The sequence below is a fragment of the Pseudomonas salomonii genome, assembly GCF_900107155.1.
In the GTDB taxonomy this organism is placed as follows: Bacteria; Pseudomonadota; Gammaproteobacteria; order Pseudomonadales; family Pseudomonadaceae; genus Aquipseudomonas; species Aquipseudomonas salomonii.
Genome location: NZ_FNOX01000002.1, coordinates 584,604 through 601,789, shown reverse-complemented (window position 1 = coordinate 601,789; position 17,186 = coordinate 584,604). Strand labels below are relative to the sequence as shown.

Below are 17,186 nucleotides of genomic sequence, written 5' to 3'. Positions count from 1 at the left end.
GTTCAAGGATGTCAGGAGTAAATCGTTTTGCCGAAGCCGGTGCAAACATTGCAAGTCTCTAATGTAATTAGCGCCTCAGTTTAACCCGCTGAGGCGCAATTGTTTTTAGGGACCATTAATCAACCATTGCTGCAACCGGTGCCCATCACTTCGTATGCCAGGATATGCCGCTTGCCTTGTGAATCTTCATAGGTCATGCGCATCGGTACAACACCGCACACATCGGCGACTTCAGTTTGAGAAATCACCTTGGCGACATCAAGATGCGTGGAGTAGCTGTATTGCTCAACAGGCACGTGTTGATCTTGAACTGGAGCAGTGCCTTCCTGCGCCATTACCATCGTACTAAAGCCGAAGAGTGCGAGTATTGCGATGGACATTTTCATGGAGACTATCCTTTAATTGAATTTCAATTTTTTCAAATTAATAGTTTGGTTTTCCAGGCGCACAGAATCGCCGATCGCTATAAGCAAAATGTGTTGCTTACTGAAGATTTCGAGCGACTTGCCTGCCAACTGAAAAGCTGCTGGCTATCGGCGGGTTGCTGCGCTGACAGGACAAACTTTATGCCCGTCGTCCCCACGGAAATAGGCGCGAATCTGGTAAAGACTGTTTTGCATTCAGGCAATAATCGCGGGATAAGCCACTACAGGCGATGAAATGGCGGTCGCCCGCAGAGACCCTGACGTTCTCTCGGGCGATGGCATCAGTACGTCAGACTCGCGGCCTGGGGGTAGCAACAAGGGGGCGGCTGCACGCAATCGTTCAGCCGCAGGCTGCCGCGTTTTTTGCTCTCGCGTGTTCCAAGCTCAAGACGTGATGCCCAGACGGATATTCGGCTGGTTACTTACCCAGGTTTTGATTCATCAAGTTATCAAGAACAGGTGATTTGTTGGCAACCTGCCATTCGTGTAAATGCTTGCAGCCCGCCTCATTAAGCTCGGCGAGATTGCTACGCAAGTCGCATGTCGTGAACCAGTGCTGTCGAAGAGAAGGGTATTTTGAAAAGTCTTCGCGTGTAGGCGGTTGGAGGGTGGATAAGCGCGATGCTGCCAGCACTAAAAGAACAGCTGCCCCAATGCCAATAGAGTAGTCTTTATAATTCATTTGGATTTCCATGAATGAGGATTTATAACGCTTTGGCTGAGTGAATAGACTCTGGTGCTGCCCAGGGTAGGGGCTTACGATAGTTGATAAATGGTTCGATAAAAGATCCACTTTCGAGGTGTTTCATAGTGCCATTGAGTACGATGTGCCCTGACTGGCGCACCTCGGTAAACTCGGGAGGCTGTAGGGCCGAACTTTTCGCGACTCCAGCCGCCTTTCAGCATGAGGTGCTGATGAAGGTCGCGCACGGGATACACGATCTGGGACTTCATTCCTCGTTGATTGACCCACCGCGCTCCAGGTCTGAATGGCTCTAAAGCGTAAATGGCGTTAGCATTCCCATCATTGGGCTTAAACAGCCTGTTTTTTCAGATCAGGGTCGCATTGTGGAAAAGCTAAAACGCCTCCAAAGTGGAATCGAAGGGCTCGACGCTCTGCTCAAGGGAGGGCTGGTCGCGGGCGCCTCCTACATAATCCAGGGGCGGCCAGGGTCTGGCAAAACGATCCTGGCCAACCAACTTGGGTTCCATCATGCGAACAATGGAGGCCGGGTTCTGGTCGCCACACTGCTGGCCGAGTCACACGACCGCCTGTTTCAGTTTCTTTCTACTCTGAGCTTTTTCGACGCATCCAAAGTGGGCGCCGACATTCAGTTTGTCAGCGCGTTTGACACGTTGGAAAACGAAGGGCTGGACGAGGTGGTGAAACTGCTTCGGCGCGAAATAAGTCGCCAAAAAGCTACAGTGATGGTGGTCGATGGCTTGCTCAATGCTCGCTCAAAAGCCGACTCGCACATCGACACCAAGAAATTCATTTCCGAGTTGCAAGGGCACGCCGCTTTCGCGGGTTGCACGGTGCTATTTCTGACCAGCTCCCGTCTCGACGACGGCAGCCCTGAGCACACCATGGTTGATGGCGTCATTGAAATGGGCGAAGAGCTGTTTGGCACCCGCTCGGTACGTCGTATTCAACTGCGTAAAACTCGCGGCAGTGGAGCCATGACAGGCCTTCATGAGTGTGAAATTACCGACAATGGTTTGGTGGTTTACCCTCGGCTCGAAAGCCTTTATAGCCACCCGTCCGCCCCCGACAGCGCCGACATGACGCGTATCGCCAGTGGTATTGGTTCGCTGGACGGCATATTGGGGGGAGGCCTTTACAGTTCCAGCGTGTCTCTGGTCATGGGCCCCTCCGGCATTGGTAAAACGACGCTGGGCCTGAAGTTTCTGGCCGAGTCGACGGTGGAGGCTCCAGGACTGCATTTTGGCTTTTATGAGAGCCCACAACGGTTACGACTCAAAGGCCAATCACTGGGTATCGATATCCAGGGCATGGAGGACAGCGGCGCCCTGAGCATTGCCTGGCAGCCGACGACTGAGGGGTTACTGGATGGGTTGGGCGCTCGCCTGTTGAGTCTTGTAGAAGAAAAGGGCATCAAGCGCCTGTTCATCGATAGCCTCAGCGGTATGACCCGAGTCTCTACAAACCCGGCGCGAACTACTGACTTCTTCAGTGCGCTGATGAATGAGCTTCGATCCAGGGGCGTAACCGTATTCGCATCCTGGGAAATGCGTGATCTATTTGGCTCCGAGGTCAGCGCGCCGAACTCTGACCTGTCCAGCATCGTCGATAACTTGATGCTGATGCGTTTCTCTGAGAATCACTCTGAACTAAGCAGGACGCTTTCCATTCTTAAGGTACGAGATAGCTCTTATGACCCCTCCAGATTTGAGGTTGTCATCCAAGAACGCGATGTTTTCCTGAAAAAGGCTTCGAGACATGAACCTTCAGCCCCCACTGAGACATCGCCCGGTTCACTTTCTTAAGCTTTTTGAGTGGGTTGAATTAACATGACCACCATCCTGGTCGTCGACGACGAGTACTTGATCGCTGACATTCTCAGCTTCGCACTGGAGGATGAGGGGTTCATGGTGGTGACTGCCAGCAATGGTCGAAAAGGACTGGAAGTGCTGGATAGAGAAAGGCCAGCCTTGATCATCACCGATTTTATGATGCCCGTGATGGACGGCCTGGAATTCGCCACAGCCGTTCGAGCCCTCCCTTGCGCGAATCAATTGCCGATCATCCTGATGAGCGGTGCTCAGGCACACATCGGCATGCAGAGATCGGATCTGTTTGATGCGGTAGTGTCGAAACCATTCAACATCGACTTGATCATTGCCGAAGTTAAAAAGCTGCTCGCCTCTGATCAGTGAGTACTGCATCTACCTACCCGGAGCCGCGCAGGATCGGGCTCCGCCTGCCCAAACAATCGAGTTGAAAAAAATTTTCGAGGGGCTCTTGAAAACGTTTTGGTAGCACCTATTTTCGGTTCTACGCGATGCCGCAAACGGGTCGCGTCTTAAATCACTTGGAGAACACTCAGGAGATTTACTATGGCTACTACTCTTTCTTTGGCCCCTCTGTTTCGTCAATCTGTGGGTTTTGATCGCTTCAACGACCTGTTTGAATCAGCGCTTCGTAGTGAGGCTGGTAATACCTATCCACCGCATAACGTGGAGAAGCAGGGTGAGGATCAATACCGCATTGTGATTGCAGTGGCGGGTCTTACTGAGGAGGACATAGACATTCAGGTTGAAAATGGCGTATTGAGCGTTTCTGGTGGAAAACGTGAAAACGACGAGAAGGTGACTTACCTGCACCAAGGGATAGCGCAACGCGCCTTCCGCTTGTCCTTCCGGCTGGCTGACCATATCGAAGTGCAAGGTGCAGCGCTCACCCACGGTCTGTTAGCCATCGAGCTGCTTCGGGTCATACCCGAAGAAGCCAAGCCAAAACGTATTGAGATCGGTACTGCCGGCCAGCCAGACCAGCGTCAAGTAAGCCTGCAATAAGTGTGTTTAAGGCGCTCTGCGGAGCGCCTTTTTTATTTTGTTTTAATCAACCACTGAGGCGCGCACGTGTGGGGTTCTGCGCCGTGGTCGTTGCCGGTTGAAGTCCGCCTTTTGACTCAACCGAATTGACCTGCCGATTCAACGGCGGTTTTTGGTTTCCTGCTACGTGTCAGCTGATAGGCAATTGCCAGCCATATGAACCACCCCGGCATGACCATCAACGCAACGCGTGTGTCAGGTCTCAATGCCAGCAGGCAGAGCACGAAGCCCATAAAAGCCAGTGACAACCAGGCCATTGGCACGCCGCCTGGCATCTTGTAAGCAGATTTGGCGTGAAGCTCAGGACGTTTTTTGCGATAGGCAATGTAAGACGCGAGGATGGTCGACCACGTGAAGATCACCAGAATCGCCGACACGGTGGACACGATGGTGAATGCCGTCATGACTTCCGGAACGATGAACAGCACGAGCACGCCTGACAGCATCAACAGTGTCGTGAAGGCCAGGCTCAACAGAGGCACGCTGTTGCCCGATAGACGCCGAAAGACACCCGGAGCGTTGTCTTGATTGGCCAGCCCGAACAGCATGCGGCTGGAGGAGAATACGCCACTGTTGGCCGATGACGCGGCGGATGTCAGGACCACGAAGTTAACGATGCCGGCTGCTGCGGGAAAACCGGCGACGAGGAACAGTTCGACAAAAGGACTTTTTACCGGTGAAACCTGTTGCCAGGACGTCACGGCAATAATGCAGGCCAATGCCAACACGTAGAACAGGATGATTCGCAGCGGAATCGAGTTGATTGCCTTGGGTAACGTCCTCTCCGGAGCACGGGTTTCCGCTGCAGCGGTGCCGATCAACTCGGTGCCGGCAAATGAGAATATCGCCATCTGAAAACCGGCAAAAAACCCAAGCAAGCCATTAGGGAATGCAGCCTGCTTATCCACCAGATGGCCCAGAGACGCGGTGACGCCATTGGGCGAAACGAACGAGCTGGCAATCAGTACGATGCTGACCCCGATAAGCGTCACGACGGCGATGATCTTAATGATCGCGAACCAGAATTCGACTTCACCGAAAAGCCTGACCGTCAGCACGTTCAAGGCAAACAGTGTCGCCAGCATCCCGATCGCCGGTATCCAGGCAGGCAGATAGGGGAACCAGTACTGGAAAAACCCGCCGACAACGACGGCATCGCCGATCACTGCAACGCTCCAGCTCAGCCAATAGGACCAGCCGAGAAAAAACGCAGCGCGAGGCCCCAGGTAGGCGCCGGCAAAATCCGCAAAGGTCTTGAAATTCAAATTGGACAGCAGCATTTCGCCCATGGCACGCATGACGAAGTAAACGAACAGGCCAATGATCATGTAGATAAGGATGATCGAGGTGCCGGAGAGGGCGATGATCTTGCCGGAGCCCATGAACAAACCTGTACCAATGGCTCCGCCCATTGCCATTAACTGGATGTGACGATTACTGAGCGTGCGCTGCAGCGCAGGCTGCTCAACCTGCTCTGATAGATTCGATTTCATTTCAAAACCTCTTGATTTTATGTTTTTGAGTTTTGGCAGAAAAGTGCATAGCCAGCGCCATTGTCAGGATGCAATGGCGGGTGACGGTGTTGGTTTATGGTGGACAGCGCCGGCCCCTTGCACATGCCTGGGGGCGGCTTTGGTCGGCTGCTGATCAAGTCTCTGGAACAGGGTTTTTATATGTTCAGGTTGATCACGCCGTCTTCGGGCGGATGCTCAAGCGCGCTTGCTCTCGAAGCCATGCAGTACGTTCACCGCGTTGATTCCGATTTCATCGACCATATAGCCGCCTTCCATCACAAACAGGGTGGGGCAACCCACACTCGCTATCAGTTCGCCGATCCCGATGAAATCCTCGCTTTCCAGCAGGAAGTGACTGATCGGGTCGTCCTTGAAGGTGTCGACCCCCAGTGAGATCACCAATACCTGCGGTGAGAATTGCTGGAGTTTCCTGCAGGCATGCAGCAGGGCGTCGCGGTAGGTATCCCAGGCGGTGTTTTTCGGCAGCGGGTAGTTGAGGTTGAACCCTTCGCCAACACCTGCGCCGACTTCATCGCTGAACCCCGAATAGTAGGGATAGGACACGGCCGGCTCGCCGTGCAGCGATATGAACATCACGTCATTGCGCGAGTAAAAAATGTTCTGGGTGCCGTTACCGTGATGAAAATCGACGTCGAGTACCGCGACGCGTTTGGCGCCCTGGGTGATTGCCTGCTGTGCAGCAATGGCCGCGTTGTTGAGATAGCAGTACCCCCCCATGTATTCACGCGCCGCGTGATGGCCCGGCGGACGACAAAGGGCAAAGGCACTGTCATGGCCTTCATCGATAAGTGCCAGCCCCGTCAGGGCGATATCGGCACTGGTCTTGACCGCCTGCCAGGTGGTGGCAGTGATCGGCGAGCCGGCATCCATCGCATAGAAACCGAGTTTGCCGTCAATGAACGTCGGCACCTGATCGTTGGCCAAGTCACGTACAGGCCACACCAGTGGCAGCGCATCATGGGTGCGCCCTGTGGCGCACCATTGCGACCAGGCGCTCTCCAGGAAGCTCACGTAGCGCTCGCTGTGCGCGTTGACGTAACACGAGCGGTCGAACGCGCGCGGTTCGACTATCTGGCCAAGGCCAACTTGCTTGACGCGGTTGTGAACAGTGTCGGCCCGACTGGGCTGCTCGAACGACGGCTTGAGCACGCCATCCTTCAACTCGGTGCCATGGTGCAGACGGTGTGAATCACTGAAAACTGTAAACATTCTGCGCATCCGTTAATGTGGGCCAGTGCAAATATTCTGTTCTGGTCAGGACGCGATTTCTTTGCTTTGTTTCTGTGCTTTTGTATATTTATCGGGCGATTTAACTCAGGAATAGCGTAATGAAGAAAAATATATCCAGGCGTATCAGCCTCGATGAGACCGATCTGGCCATTCTTGAGTTATTGCAGGAGGACGCGAGCATTTCCAATGCCGAACTCAGTGAGCGGCTTTCATTGAGCCTTACGCCTTGCTGGCGACGGCGCAAGAGAATGGAGGAGGCGGGGGTGATAAAGGGCTATCAGGCAACGCTTGATCGAAGAATGCTGGGGCTGGATATCATGGCATTCGTGCACATCCGCTTTTCCACGCATGCCGATCACGCGCCGGACGCCTTTGAGGCAGTGATTGCGCAATTGCCGGAGGTATTGGCCTGCCACAAGATCACCGGAGACGCCGACTACGTGCTCCAAGTGTTGGCGGAGGACCTTGATAGCTACAGCGACTTTATCGAACAAGTACTGAGGCGCCAGGTGGGTATCGCATCTATTCAGTCGAGTCTGGCGTTGCGTGAAATCAAAGCGGGCAGCCGTATGGCCATACCCAAATTGAGCAAGGATTGAATCTCGGCGGTTCTGGCCTGGACAACCTGGGCTTTGAACGACTGGGTATAAGCGCTCCGTTCGCGCATTTAAGGGCTATCGCGTCCGCTTAAAAACAGGCGGACACCGCCGTCCTTGATTTGGGCGTTCGCCCGTGAGTCATGTGTCGAGTGCCTGCTGTTTGGCAATTTCCTGGTTGCGCAGAATGAACCGCTGCAACTTGCCACTTGGGGTCTTGGGCAACTGTTCGACGAATTCGATTTCCCGCGGGTAAGCATGTGCAGCTAGACGCTGTTTGACATGCAGGCGCAGTATTTCGGCCAGCTCGGCGCTTGGCAGGTACCGGTGGGTCAGCACGACAAACGCCTTGATCAGCTCGGTGCGTTGCGGGTCGGGCTTGCCGATCACCGCGGCTTCGACGACTGCCGGATGTTCGATCAGCGCACTCTCGACATCGAAAGGCCCCACGCGGTAGCCGGACGTGGTGATCACATCGTCGTTACGGCCTACAAAGCTGATACTGCCGTCCTCATTAAGCTCCACGATATCGCCGCTCAAGTAGTAACGGTCGACGAAGGCCCTGGTGGGCATGCCGAAGTATCCATTGAACCAGCACAGGGGCGAGCGCTCGCGATCCACCGCCAGTACGCCCGGCTGACCGGTCGGCAGTTCCCGATGCGCATCATCCAGCACGACAATCCGGTACCCCGGCACCGCATAGCCGGCAGAACCCTCACGTACCGGATGGCGCAGCCCGTGGTGATTGCACAGCACCATGCCGATTTCGGTTTGGCCGTAATGATCGTGAATGACCACGCCGAGCTGTTCGGCGAACCAACGGATGACTTGCGGGTTGAGTGGTTCGCCGGCGCTGCTGACGATACGCAGTTGACCACGCACGGCGGCGGCAAACTCGTCCCCGGCAGCAATCAGCAGGCGAAAAGCCGTCGGCGAGCCGGCCAGGTTGCTGATCGCATATTTGACGATAATCCGGCAGGTGCTTTCCACGGTGAAAGGGCCGTCATGCAACAGCGTGGCCCGGCCGCACGCCAGCGGCCCGGTTACTGCGTAATACAAGCCATATGCCCAGCCGGGGTCGGCGAGGTTCCAGAAATGGTCGTCCTCGCGCAGGTCGATTGCATCGCGCATATACCCTTTGAAAGCCCGAATGGCGCTCAAAGGCACCTCAAGCGGCTTGGCCGGTCCTGTGGTGCCCGAGGTGCACATCAGCAGGAAAGGCGCGCTGGCGTCCAGCAGCTCAGGTGTGCAGTCGGTGTGTTGACCACCCAGCACGTCCCAGAAACCGTAATCGCTCGGATGCTGCGCAGGGCCGTCGGTCACGATTGCGGGTGGGCAGCCAGGGATTTCATCCAGTTTGGGACGATTGTGGGAGTCGGTCACGATCCAGCGTGCCTTGGAGCAGTCCAGACGCTGCTCGATCGCCTTGGGACCGAATGCGGTAAAGAGCGGTTGGTAGACCGCGCCGATGCGCCAGGCTCCCAGGAGGGCAATCACCAATTCAACCGTGCGTGGCATCAGGCCGGCAATACGATCTCCCGGCTGCACTCCCTGCGCTCGCAGAAAGTTGCCAAAGCGCGCAGCATGCGCCTGCAGTTCGCTGAAGGTGTAGTGCCTGGCGCGGCCATCGCGCGTTTCGCAATACAACGCCACAGCATTCCCGTGAGCGTGCCGGTCGCAGCATTCGATGCAGGCGTTCAAGGCGCCCGGTTCGCCGTGCAAGCCCTGGTCTGCCGGCTGTAGATAGTCGAAGGATGACACTGCTGAGTCGTAATCGCGCATAACGTACCTGATTATTATTGTTGGAAGGTGTCCTGTGCCCACGCAGGCCGCGCAGGCGCCTGGATGTCGCTAGTTGTCCATCATCTCGGCTGCTTGCTGGGTCGCTTGGCTGGTACGCGTGGCCAGCTTGCGCACTTCATCGGCGACCACCGCAAAACCGCGACCGGCTTCGCCTGCGCGCGCCGCCTCAATGGCGGCATTCAACGCCAACAGGTTGGTCTGGCTGGCAATGCCCTGGATGGTGGCGACAATCTGCGTCAGCTTGGTGAGGGTTTCCTGCATCACCCGATGTTGTTGCGCCTGCGCCTCGCGCAGGGTGCTTTCTTCATGGTGGGCATGGATGTCGGTGATGGCTCCCACCACCCTTTGCGGGGAACCGTCCTGCCCTCGGCGCGTTTGCCCACGGCCGCGAAACCAGCGGTAAGTGCCATTTTTATGTTTGAGTCGATAATCCACATCAAACGGCGTCTTGCCGCTGCGGTCGTCCACATGGGCGACGAACGCGCCGATGGCCCGTGCGCTATCGTCGGGGTGCAAGCGTGAGGTCCAGCTTTCGAGGGTGTCAGGAAACTCCTCAATCGTGTTGCAACCCAGCAGCCGGCGCATTTGCGGCGACCACCAAATGGTATTTTTCGGGTTCGCCGGGTCGCCGGCCACTATCTCGATATCCCAGAGCCCGTCATGCAGCATTTCCCGGGAAATGTCGAAGCGTGTGGCCGCCAGTTCGAGCGCCTCGTTGTGCAGGTACTGTTCATGAATGTCACGAACGGTTCCTCCGATGGCAAGCGCGGCACCTTGCGCATCGCGTCGCGCGACACCGCTGATTCTGTACCAGCGATAGTCACCGTCTGCTGCCGGTTTCATTCGCACGTCCAGGGCCAAGGGCGTGCGCCCGCTTCGATCGGCAAGGTGCCTGGCGAGCGCTGCCAGATGCGCTTGCCGGTCATCCGGGTGCAACTGTTTGCTCCAACTGCCGAGCTGATCGATAGCCTGGGCCAGGTCCGATTCATACCCGGTCCACGTCATCACGCATTCCGGTGCGGGTGCCACGGTTCCATCCAGTTCCAGCTCCCAGAACAGTTCCCCTGCGCCCAGCGTGACCAGTGCCCAGCGCGCCGCCCATTGCCGCAACAGCGTGTCATTGCAGGCCAGGCGCTCTTCCAGTTGGTTGACGTCCAGCGTCAGTGCGCGGGCTTGCTCCTTGAGCGCTCGTCGCTCTTGCAGCAGTTGTTCGACGCTTGCCAGGATACGGCGCAATAACCGGTTGTTCGACGACAGGGGAGGGCTCGCCTGGTCAGGCTGCTCCAGGCGGTCGGCGAGCAGCGTCAATGCCCAGCGGGTGGTTCGGCTGAAAAAAAGCATGGGACACCTCTGCCTCGGTCAAATGGGATCAGCCTGCAGCGATTGCGTCGCAGCTGATAAGGCCAGCGAGTCAAAGACTGTCGCCCCCGACAGGGCTTGCCAGGTTGAAGGGCCGGCGCTGATTTCCTGAGCATTCAACAGGCAGTCGTCGAGCGCGTGCTGTAACGCGTGGGTATCCAGGTCCTGGCCGATAAAAACCAACTCCTGCCGGCAATCGCCGACAATGCTGTCCCACTTGGTCATGATGCTCTGCAACCGATATTCATCCCGTGGCCATTGCGACTGCTCGATGAAGGTCCACCAGCGCCCGACATAGTCCCACTGGAACTGTTTGCCGCTTTGCACCAGCAGGCCGGTTTCCAAGTGCCGGCTGGCGAGCCAGAAGTAACCCTTGCTGCGCAACAGGCGCCCGTTGCGCCAAGGGCGCTGTAGAAAGTCGAGTAACCGCTGCGGGTGAAATGGAGCGCGCTCGCGGTACACCCAGGACGTCACGCCATAGGTGTCCGACTCGGAGGCCGGAGCGTCGTTGGCCGCCATTTTTTTCATCCAGCCGGGCGATGCCGCAAGGCTGGGTAAATCAAACAGATGGGTGCCGAGAATGCCGGATAATTCAACGTTACCCTGAACCATCGGCAGGATCCGCGCGGTCGGGTTAAGGCCGGCGAGAATCGCGTGCACGGCCTGGTAACCAGGCTCGTCGATCAGGTCCAGTTTGTTGACGAGAATGACGTTGGCGTATTCCACCTGCTCGATCAGCAGGTCTGCCAAATGGCGTTTAGGCGTATTTTCCTGTGCGTCGTCGCGGTCCACGGTGTCCGGCGACTCGAGCAACGCCTGAAAACGACTGCCGTCGACCACCGTCACCAAGGTATCGAGCCGCGCCAGTTCGCTGAGGCTGAAGCCTTGCGCGTCAAGGAACGCGAACGTCTCGGCGACCGGCATTGGCTCAGAGATCCCCGTGGATTCAATGAGCAGGTAATCGAAACGCTCCTGACGTGCCAGGGCACTGATCTGCTCGAGCAAGTCGGCGCGCAGCGTGCAGCAGATACAGCCATTGCTCATTTCGATCAACTCATCGCGACCACGGTGCAGCGCCACGTCGCGCTGCACCTCTTCGGCATCGATGTTGACGTCGCTCATATCATTGACGATGACTGCCACTCTCAGGCCTTCGCGATTGCGCAGGATATGGTTGAGCAGCGTGGTCTTGCCGGCGCCGAGGAAGCCGGAAAGCACGGTCACCGGCAGTCGGCCTTTCAAGGCGCCGGCCATCATACGTTCACCGTGCTATCGGCATGGTCCAGATAGCTTTCGAACAGATCGACCACCACGAAACCGTCGTCGGCCGCGTCTCCCCACAGGTCCTTCACGCGAAACTCGATGTGGTAGGTCGGCTGATGCGCCGCGTTCAAGTCGCCATGCCCGATCGCGTCCGGGAATGGCCATTTTTCTGATGTTCGGTGCAGGACTACGCCATTCTTGCCGCGCACATAGGCCGGCATGCGGATATGCCCGGCCACATACTCGTCTCGCACGGTAACTCGGTCGCCGACCTCAAACGGCGCTCGACCGGTGATCGCCGGTCTGCCTTCAGCCTGCGCAGGGTTCGCCAGCTTGAAGTGAGAACCCAGGGCCTGATCGAGCTCCGCCTGGGTGATGACACCGGTTTCGACCAGCAGGGTGGCGGTAGCGATGACATAGCGTTCGTAGTACTCGGTACCGACATGTTGGCGGACATCCAGGCGTTCGACGGCGTGGCGCACTTCGTCCACGCTGAACTTCTTCAAGTGATCGGCACCGATAAACATCAGGCTGTAGGCCAGGTGCTCCCAGTCCTGCTTGAACACCGGTTGGTAGCTCAGGCTGTTGATGGTGTGAGGGACTTTGCCAAAGCCCTGGAAACCGCCGAGATCGTGAAAGCCATCCATAATAGAAACTCCGGAAAATGAACGATGACGCGCTGTTTTTCTCAGTCAACGCGGGGCAGGGCGACGCCGATCAGCACGTCTTTGGTCACCAGCGTCTGAAGCTGCTCCTCACTCATGTGTTCGGAGCCTTCAGGCCTGACCGGCAACACCAGGTAGCGGCTTTCGGCGCTGGTATCCCAAACCTTGACCACCACTTCGCTCGGCAGCTCTGTGCCCAGTTCGCGCAGTACGGTGCGTCCCTCCCGGACCAGGCGCGCACGAAACTCGAAGCCCTTGTACCACTCCGGCGGCAGCCCCAGGACGGGCCAGTTGGTGCAGGAGCACAGGCTGCACACAATCACGTTTTTCACACCCGGCGTATCTTCCAGCGCAACGATGTATTCACCCTGCGGGCCGGTATAGCCAAATTGGGCGCACGCAGCGGTACCGTCCTTTAGCAGCAGTTCGCGAAACTGTGGGTCGGTCCAGGCCTTGGCCACTACTCGAGCACCGTTCTGCGGGCTCCATTCGTGTGCCATCAGCTGTGTCATGTGCTCAATGTAACCGTCGGGGATCAGCTCTTTTTGCTTGAGCACCTGCAGGAGTGCCTGTGCTCGTTCGCCCGGCGTTGATGGGTTCTTTTCGTACGTGGTCATCAGGTTGACTCCTCATCGTTGAGCTTCCAGACAGCGCCTGGCGGCTTATTCTTTTTGCGCTGCAGGGGACAAAACCAGCTATCTGTTTTTCCAGTCAAACGACGCCTCGAACGCCGCGGCCGCCTGGTAAATCGTGCCTTCGGCATAGTGCTTGCCAACCAGCATCAGCCCGACCGGTAAGCCGTCTACCAGCCCGCAGGGAATCGACATGGCAGGATGGCCGGTGATGTCCTGAGCGCAAGCATTGCCGATCATTTCCAGCGCTCCGGCCACGTACTCGGTGATCGAGCAGCCTGGCTGCGGGTGGGGCTGGGCAAGGATCGGGACGGTCGGCATCACCAGCAGGTCATAGCGCGCCAATGCCGCGTCATAAGCGGCGCGTGTCAGGCGCCTGAGGTTTTGCGCCTTGGCGTAGTAACGGCCGTTGTAGCGCTCCAGACCGTATTGACCGACGAACATGCACAGCTTGAGAGAGGCGGACAGGTCATTCGCCTGATCGCGCCATCCGGCCTGCTTGTCCAGCAACCCGAGGTCATACAGCCCTTCCCAGTTAAAGCCGGCCCCATTGCCGTGCATCATTTGCATGGTCAGGCCTTCACAGCCGATGGGGTGCCACAACGAACCGGCAATCTTGTGCTCAGGCACCGAGACCTCTTCGACGTGCGCGCCCAGCCGCGAAAACGCTGCGATGGCAGTGCGCACAGAGGCGGCCACACGCGGGTCCTGGTTGGCCAATTCAAACCCTTCTCGCAGGACGCCGATCCTCAACCGGCTCACACCGCGTTCCAGGTAATCGCTGTAAGCGTCGACCCGGGGCGCAGCTTGTCGCGGATCCAGCCCATCCGATCCCGCCATGACCTCCAGCATCAAGGCGTTGTTGCGCACGTTTGCCGTGATGGGGCCGGCATGATCGATAGTCGCCTCGATGGCCATGATCCCGGTGTAAGGCACCAGTCCGTGGGTGGGCTTCATCCCGTAAGTGCCGCAGAATGCGGAAGGAATTCGGATTGACCCGCCCTGGTCACCGCCGACTGCCAGGTCGACCTCGCCCGCGGCAACCAGTGCTGCGCTGCCGGAAGACGAGCCACCCGAGGCGAATCCATGGCGATAGGGGTTGTGCACCGGCGCAGGATCGGAGGTGTGACTGCCACCGGACAGGCAGTAATGTTCGCAGGTTGCCTTGCCGAGAATGGTTGCGCCGGCATCCAGCAATCGGGTGACTACCGTGGCATCGAATGATGGAATGAAGCCCTCAAGTGGCTTGGCACCATTCATCATGGGCACGCCCGCCAGTGAAATATTGTCCTTGAGTGCAACCGTTTTACCCGCCAGTTTGCCTTCGCGGGCGCCGTTGACTTCTGTTCGGAAGTACCAGGCGTTGAGCGGGTTGTGTGCGGGCGAGGGGCGATAGCCCGAGCTGCGTTCGTAACGAACCGGCGGGATGAAGTCGGGCAGCTCGTCAACCAGGTCATAAGCGTCGAAGCTGGGTTGCATAAGCGCCAGGTATTCACCGGCTTGCTCCGCGCTGAGCTGCATGTGCAGGCCGCTCGAGATATCCAATAGTTGTTCAAGGGTAGGGCGTACGATTGCCATGGTTGAGCTGTCCTTATCGTAAGTGGCCGAAGAGCACTGCATGCTCTCAATATCAGCGGGCCAGGGGCTCAAGATAATCCGCGCATCCAGTCCCAGGCTTGGTTGAGAAAGACATCGACTTGGCTGAGGCGGACACCCCTGCGCAAAGGCGCCAAGTGGGCGCGATCGCGGACCCTTGCGTTAAAAAATGTGCGCGTAACGCATATTGATGCGCAAGTCTTCATGGGTGCCGTTGTCCACCGAGAGGTCCTTGCCCAATTGCAGTTGGATTTGGTCCTGTGGGGTGACGAATTTGGTGGCGGTGAGACGCAAGTTGGTGGTGCCCAACTCGTTATCCTGATTGACGTGCTCGACGTTCGTCTCACCGCCCCAGGTGCGCCCGAAGCCGATACCAAACGTGGTGGTGGCGTCTGGCATGTAACGCCCCATGATCTGTGCTGCATAGGAAACGTCCTGCTTCAAGCGGTCGGCATTTGCACCGTAATCAGTGTTGTCGCCATACCAGGTAGCGCCGCCGACCAGGTCCATAGCCCATTTTTCGGTGAAGTGTTTGACGTAGGCACTCTGCAGTTCGAATTTCCAGCGGTTCTCTCCGATATTGAGCGGGTCGTCCTTGTCATAAGTGCCCGTCGGCACATACAGGTAGGGGGCGATACTGAGCGTGTCGCGGGCTTCGTTGAACCGCCATTTGACCGGCGCGGTGAGGGTCAAGTCGCCAACGCCGCGAGCATTGCCCAGCGCTGAGGCGTCACCTGCGCTGGAGACGTGCCCGAAAGGCAACAGGAATTGCGGGTCGATGGTGACGGTGTCACTGAGTGCGTAGACATGGAGCAGACGAAGGATGCCGATGTCCGAGCTCACCTTGAAGTCAGAGCTGACCTTGTGTCCGTTGGTGTAGGCCGAGTCCGTGGTGGCGTGCTGGTAATAAATCACACCGATAGTAGCGCCGACCGGATATTGCTCATAATCGCCGGGAGCGACTTCACCGGCGTTCGCGTGAAGCGCGGGCAACAGGGTGGAGAGTGTCAGCAGGCGGATCTTATTCATCGTCTATTCCTCGCACAGGGAGACCGGGCCACCCGAGAAGGGTGGCTGGGAGGCAGAAGGTGGGGTGTTAAACGCCGATGGCGCTCAGGCTGTTGGCGGCAGTGCGTCGCGCAACATGCCGGTCTGCGAGTGACAGTTGATGTACTCGAATACCTGGCTCTTGGCGTCCGACACGGACACTTCGTGGTACAGCCTTAACTTCTTCAAGCCCGCGGCTACGCGGAAGAACGTCACGAAGATACGCAGGTGAGTAGGGTGGGATTCTGCCCAGCGTTCGAGTTTCTCCACCGAGCGCCAGTGACCGATGTTGTAGCTCAGGTCTAGAAAATTGCCGCCCAGATCGATATTGCGTACGAACCGGTTGCTGTAGCAGCCCAGCGGTTGGCCGTTGTCACGCAGGAAGTCCATACCGTCCTGCAAGGTCGGCAAAATTTCGTCAAGGTAGAGCGAGCGTTCCTCGGCCTCGGCGTCCGCCCAGTCCTGGCCAGAACGAATCAACGTGAGGTTGTCATGCCCCAGGACGACGACCCGTCCTCCCTGGGCAGGGTCGCCCGCGATCACTTGCAGCTCGCTCGTGGGCTTCATCCAGTCGGTCTGGGAGATCGGGAAGCGGTCGCGCATCGAGCCCCAGTAACCGTGCTCTTCGATCTCTCCACTGGTCGCATCCATCACCGCGCCGACACCGGGCAGGTTCTCCTGGAAGGCGTACAGCGTCTCGAACTGCTCGGCGCGCGGGGCGGTGATTTCGCGGAAATAGCCAAGGCCTTCACCGAGGCGCTGCGGCGAGCACCACCAGTCATTCACCTGGGGTGAGCGCAACCAGCGACAGTGGGCAGCAGGATCTCTCCAGTACCCGACCACAATCAAATTATCAAAGCCGCTGCTGTCGGTGTGATGGGTCAAATCATGGGTGTGCGGGCCATCGACCAGGCCGAAACTGCCGACGATGTGACGCATTGCCTGCAATGCAGGCTCGCGCTGGGCGTCGCCGCGATATTGCACGCCGAGATAAGCCATCACCACGTGTTCCAGTTGTTCGTCAGCGCGCGCGACCCACATCGGGAACGGCGGTTGATACTCGTCGGGCACACGGCGGGACAGGGTGCGTGGGCATTTGAGATGTGTGTCGATTGCAGATTCCATCTTGAGCTCCTCGTTATTTTCGTTCAGGCCTGCGGGTGGGCATCAGCGCGTCGGCGGCAGGTCGTGCTTGGCGACCTGCCGTCGGTGCAGCAGCTTCATGGCCCCCCATTCAATCAACCAATAAGCCGACGCTTCAGGCGCGAGGTCGCGCCTTTGCAGAAGCCAAAGGGAGTCAGCCAGTCGTTGTGAAGAGTGTTGGTGCATGGCGTGCCTCATCAGCGGGGTATGAGCTGCTGTGAGGTGGAAATTAGGCTGGGTGATGAGGCGGCGCTTTGTTCGGCGAGACAATCGTTTGGTTGGCAAAGACAACGCTGAAACCGACGTTCCCCGTGGC

The 17,186-nt window shown here is 57.7% G+C and carries 15 protein-coding genes and 2 pseudogenes; 4 read left to right on the top strand and 13 right to left on the bottom strand.

The window, feature by feature from the left end; genetic code table 11:
* Positions 1-119 precede the first annotated feature (119 nt).
* Positions 120-386 (bottom strand): DUF2790 domain-containing protein, encoded by a 267-nt coding sequence (locus BLV67_RS06800; protein ID WP_065930164.1) that lies wholly within the window; start codon positions 384-386, stop codon positions 120-122.
* A gap of 457 nt (positions 387-843) precedes the next feature.
* Positions 844-1,107, bottom strand: a complete 264-nt coding sequence (locus tag BLV67_RS06795) for a hypothetical protein (protein WP_074854430.1) — start codon at positions 1,105-1,107, stop codon at positions 844-846.
* A gap of 386 nt (positions 1,108-1,493) precedes the next feature.
* Between BLV67_RS06795 and BLV67_RS06790 the strand changes: the two genes are divergently transcribed.
* The 3 genes from BLV67_RS06790 (at position 1,494) to BLV67_RS06780 (ending at position 3,962) form a co-directional block, all read left to right on the top strand.
* Entirely contained in the window at positions 1,494-2,933 is a 1,440-nt protein-coding gene (locus BLV67_RS06790; protein WP_065930163.1) for an ATPase domain-containing protein, read from the top strand.
* A 24-nt stretch (positions 2,934-2,957) separates the two neighbouring features.
* Positions 2,958-3,323, top strand: coding sequence for a response regulator (locus BLV67_RS06785; protein WP_065930162.1), 366 nt, complete (start codon positions 2,958-2,960; stop codon positions 3,321-3,323).
* 180 nt (positions 3,324-3,503) lie between these two features.
* Positions 3,504-3,962 (top strand): Hsp20 family protein, encoded by a 459-nt coding sequence (locus tag BLV67_RS06780; RefSeq protein WP_069787849.1) that lies wholly within the window; start codon positions 3,504-3,506, stop codon positions 3,960-3,962.
* Positions 3,963-4,078: 116 nt separating this feature from the next.
* On the opposite strand, the gene BLV67_RS06775 is transcribed toward BLV67_RS06780, so the two are convergent.
* Together BLV67_RS06775 and BLV67_RS06770 are read right to left on the bottom strand one after the other, a co-directional pair.
* Entirely contained in the window at positions 4,079-5,494 is a 1,416-nt protein-coding gene (locus tag BLV67_RS06775; protein WP_065930161.1) for an amino acid permease, read from the bottom strand.
* Between the two features lie 216 nt (positions 5,495-5,710).
* A complete protein-coding gene (locus tag BLV67_RS06770) occupies positions 5,711-6,745 on the bottom strand; it encodes a histone deacetylase family protein (protein WP_069787848.1) in 1,035 nt (344 codons plus the stop codon).
* A 119-nt stretch (positions 6,746-6,864) separates the two neighbouring features.
* On the opposite strand from BLV67_RS06770, the gene BLV67_RS06765 reads away from it, so the two are divergent.
* A complete protein-coding gene (locus BLV67_RS06765; protein WP_056859928.1) occupies positions 6,865-7,365 on the top strand; it encodes an Lrp/AsnC family transcriptional regulator in 501 nt (166 codons plus the stop codon).
* Between the two features lie 138 nt (positions 7,366-7,503).
* Here BLV67_RS06765 and BLV67_RS06760 read toward each other — a convergent pair whose 3' ends face one another.
* From BLV67_RS06760 to oxdA, 9 genes and pseudogenes are all read right to left on the bottom strand, one after another.
* A complete protein-coding gene (locus tag BLV67_RS06760; RefSeq protein WP_069787847.1) occupies positions 7,504-9,144 on the bottom strand; it encodes an AMP-binding protein in 1,641 nt (546 codons plus the stop codon).
* Between the two features lie 78 nt (positions 9,145-9,222).
* Positions 9,223-9,477 (bottom strand): annotated as a pseudogene (locus tag BLV67_RS33620) (methyl-accepting chemotaxis protein); the annotation flags it as partial.
* Between the two features lie 30 nt (positions 9,478-9,507).
* A pseudogene (locus BLV67_RS33615) lies at positions 9,508-10,170 on the bottom strand (PAS domain-containing protein); the annotation flags it as partial.
* 354 nt (positions 10,171-10,524) lie between these two features.
* Positions 10,525-11,781 (bottom strand): GTP-binding protein, encoded by a 1,257-nt coding sequence (locus tag BLV67_RS06750; protein WP_069787845.1) that lies wholly within the window; start codon positions 11,779-11,781, stop codon positions 10,525-10,527.
* On the bottom strand, positions 11,778-12,434 hold the full coding sequence (nthB, locus tag BLV67_RS06745) for a nitrile hydratase subunit beta (RefSeq protein WP_069787844.1): 657 nt from the start codon (positions 12,432-12,434) through the stop codon (positions 11,778-11,780). Before nthB ends, BLV67_RS06750 begins: the two co-directional genes overlap by 4 nt.
* Positions 12,435-12,475: 41 nt before the next feature.
* A complete protein-coding gene (nthA, locus tag BLV67_RS06740) occupies positions 12,476-13,069 on the bottom strand; it encodes a nitrile hydratase subunit alpha (protein ID WP_065930156.1) in 594 nt (197 codons plus the stop codon).
* 78 nt (positions 13,070-13,147) lie between these two features.
* On the bottom strand, positions 13,148-14,662 hold the full coding sequence (locus tag BLV67_RS06735; RefSeq protein ID WP_069787843.1) for an amidase: 1,515 nt from the start codon (positions 14,660-14,662) through the stop codon (positions 13,148-13,150).
* 180 nt (positions 14,663-14,842) lie between these two features.
* On the bottom strand, positions 14,843-15,709 hold the full coding sequence (locus BLV67_RS06730; protein WP_065930154.1) for a transporter: 867 nt from the start codon (positions 15,707-15,709) through the stop codon (positions 14,843-14,845).
* An 84-nt stretch (positions 15,710-15,793) separates the two neighbouring features.
* Positions 15,794-16,852 carry an aliphatic aldoxime dehydratase gene (gene oxdA / locus BLV67_RS06725; RefSeq protein WP_069787842.1) on the bottom strand — a complete coding sequence of 353 codons (1,059 nt, stop codon included), beginning with the start codon at positions 16,850-16,852 and terminating at the stop codon, positions 15,794-15,796.
* Between the last annotated feature and the right edge of the window lie 334 nt (positions 16,853-17,186).

Bases quoted from the DNA above. Each gene is read 5' to 3' on its own strand.
- BLV67_RS06800 (WP_065930164.1), bottom strand. From the start codon at position 386: ATGAAAATGTCCATCGCAATACTCGCACTCTTCGGCTTTAGTACGATG.
- BLV67_RS06795 (WP_074854430.1), bottom strand. From the start codon at position 1,107: ATGAATTATAAAGACTACTCTATTGGCATTGGGGCAGCTGTTCTTTTA.
- BLV67_RS06785 (WP_065930162.1), top strand. From the start codon at position 2,958: ATGACCACCATCCTGGTCGTCGACGACGAGTACTTGATCGCTGACATT.
- BLV67_RS06780 (WP_069787849.1), top strand. From the start codon at position 3,504: ATGGCTACTACTCTTTCTTTGGCCCCTCTGTTTCGTCAATCTGTGGGT.
- BLV67_RS06775 (WP_065930161.1), bottom strand. From the start codon at position 5,494: ATGAAATCGAATCTATCAGAGCAGGTTGAGCAGCCTGCGCTGCAGCGC.
- BLV67_RS06770 (WP_069787848.1), bottom strand. From the start codon at position 6,745: ATGTTTACAGTTTTCAGTGATTCACACCGTCTGCACCATGGCACCGAG.
- BLV67_RS06765 (WP_056859928.1), top strand. From the start codon at position 6,865: ATGAAGAAAAATATATCCAGGCGTATCAGCCTCGATGAGACCGATCTG.
- BLV67_RS06760 (WP_069787847.1), bottom strand. From the start codon at position 9,144: ATGCGCGATTACGACTCAGCAGTGTCATCCTTCGACTATCTACAGCCG.
- BLV67_RS06750 (WP_069787845.1), bottom strand. From the start codon at position 11,781: ATGATGGCCGGCGCCTTGAAAGGCCGACTGCCGGTGACCGTGCTTTCC.
- nthB (WP_069787844.1), bottom strand. From the start codon at position 12,434: ATGGATGGCTTTCACGATCTCGGCGGTTTCCAGGGCTTTGGCAAAGTC.
- nthA (WP_065930156.1), bottom strand. From the start codon at position 13,069: ATGACCACGTACGAAAAGAACCCATCAACGCCGGGCGAACGAGCACAG.
- BLV67_RS06735 (WP_069787843.1), bottom strand. From the start codon at position 14,662: ATGGCAATCGTACGCCCTACCCTTGAACAACTATTGGATATCTCGAGC.
- BLV67_RS06730 (WP_065930154.1), bottom strand. From the start codon at position 15,709: ATGAATAAGATCCGCCTGCTGACACTCTCCACCCTGTTGCCCGCGCTT.
- oxdA (WP_069787842.1), bottom strand. From the start codon at position 16,852: ATGGAATCTGCAATCGACACACATCTCAAATGCCCACGCACCCTGTCC.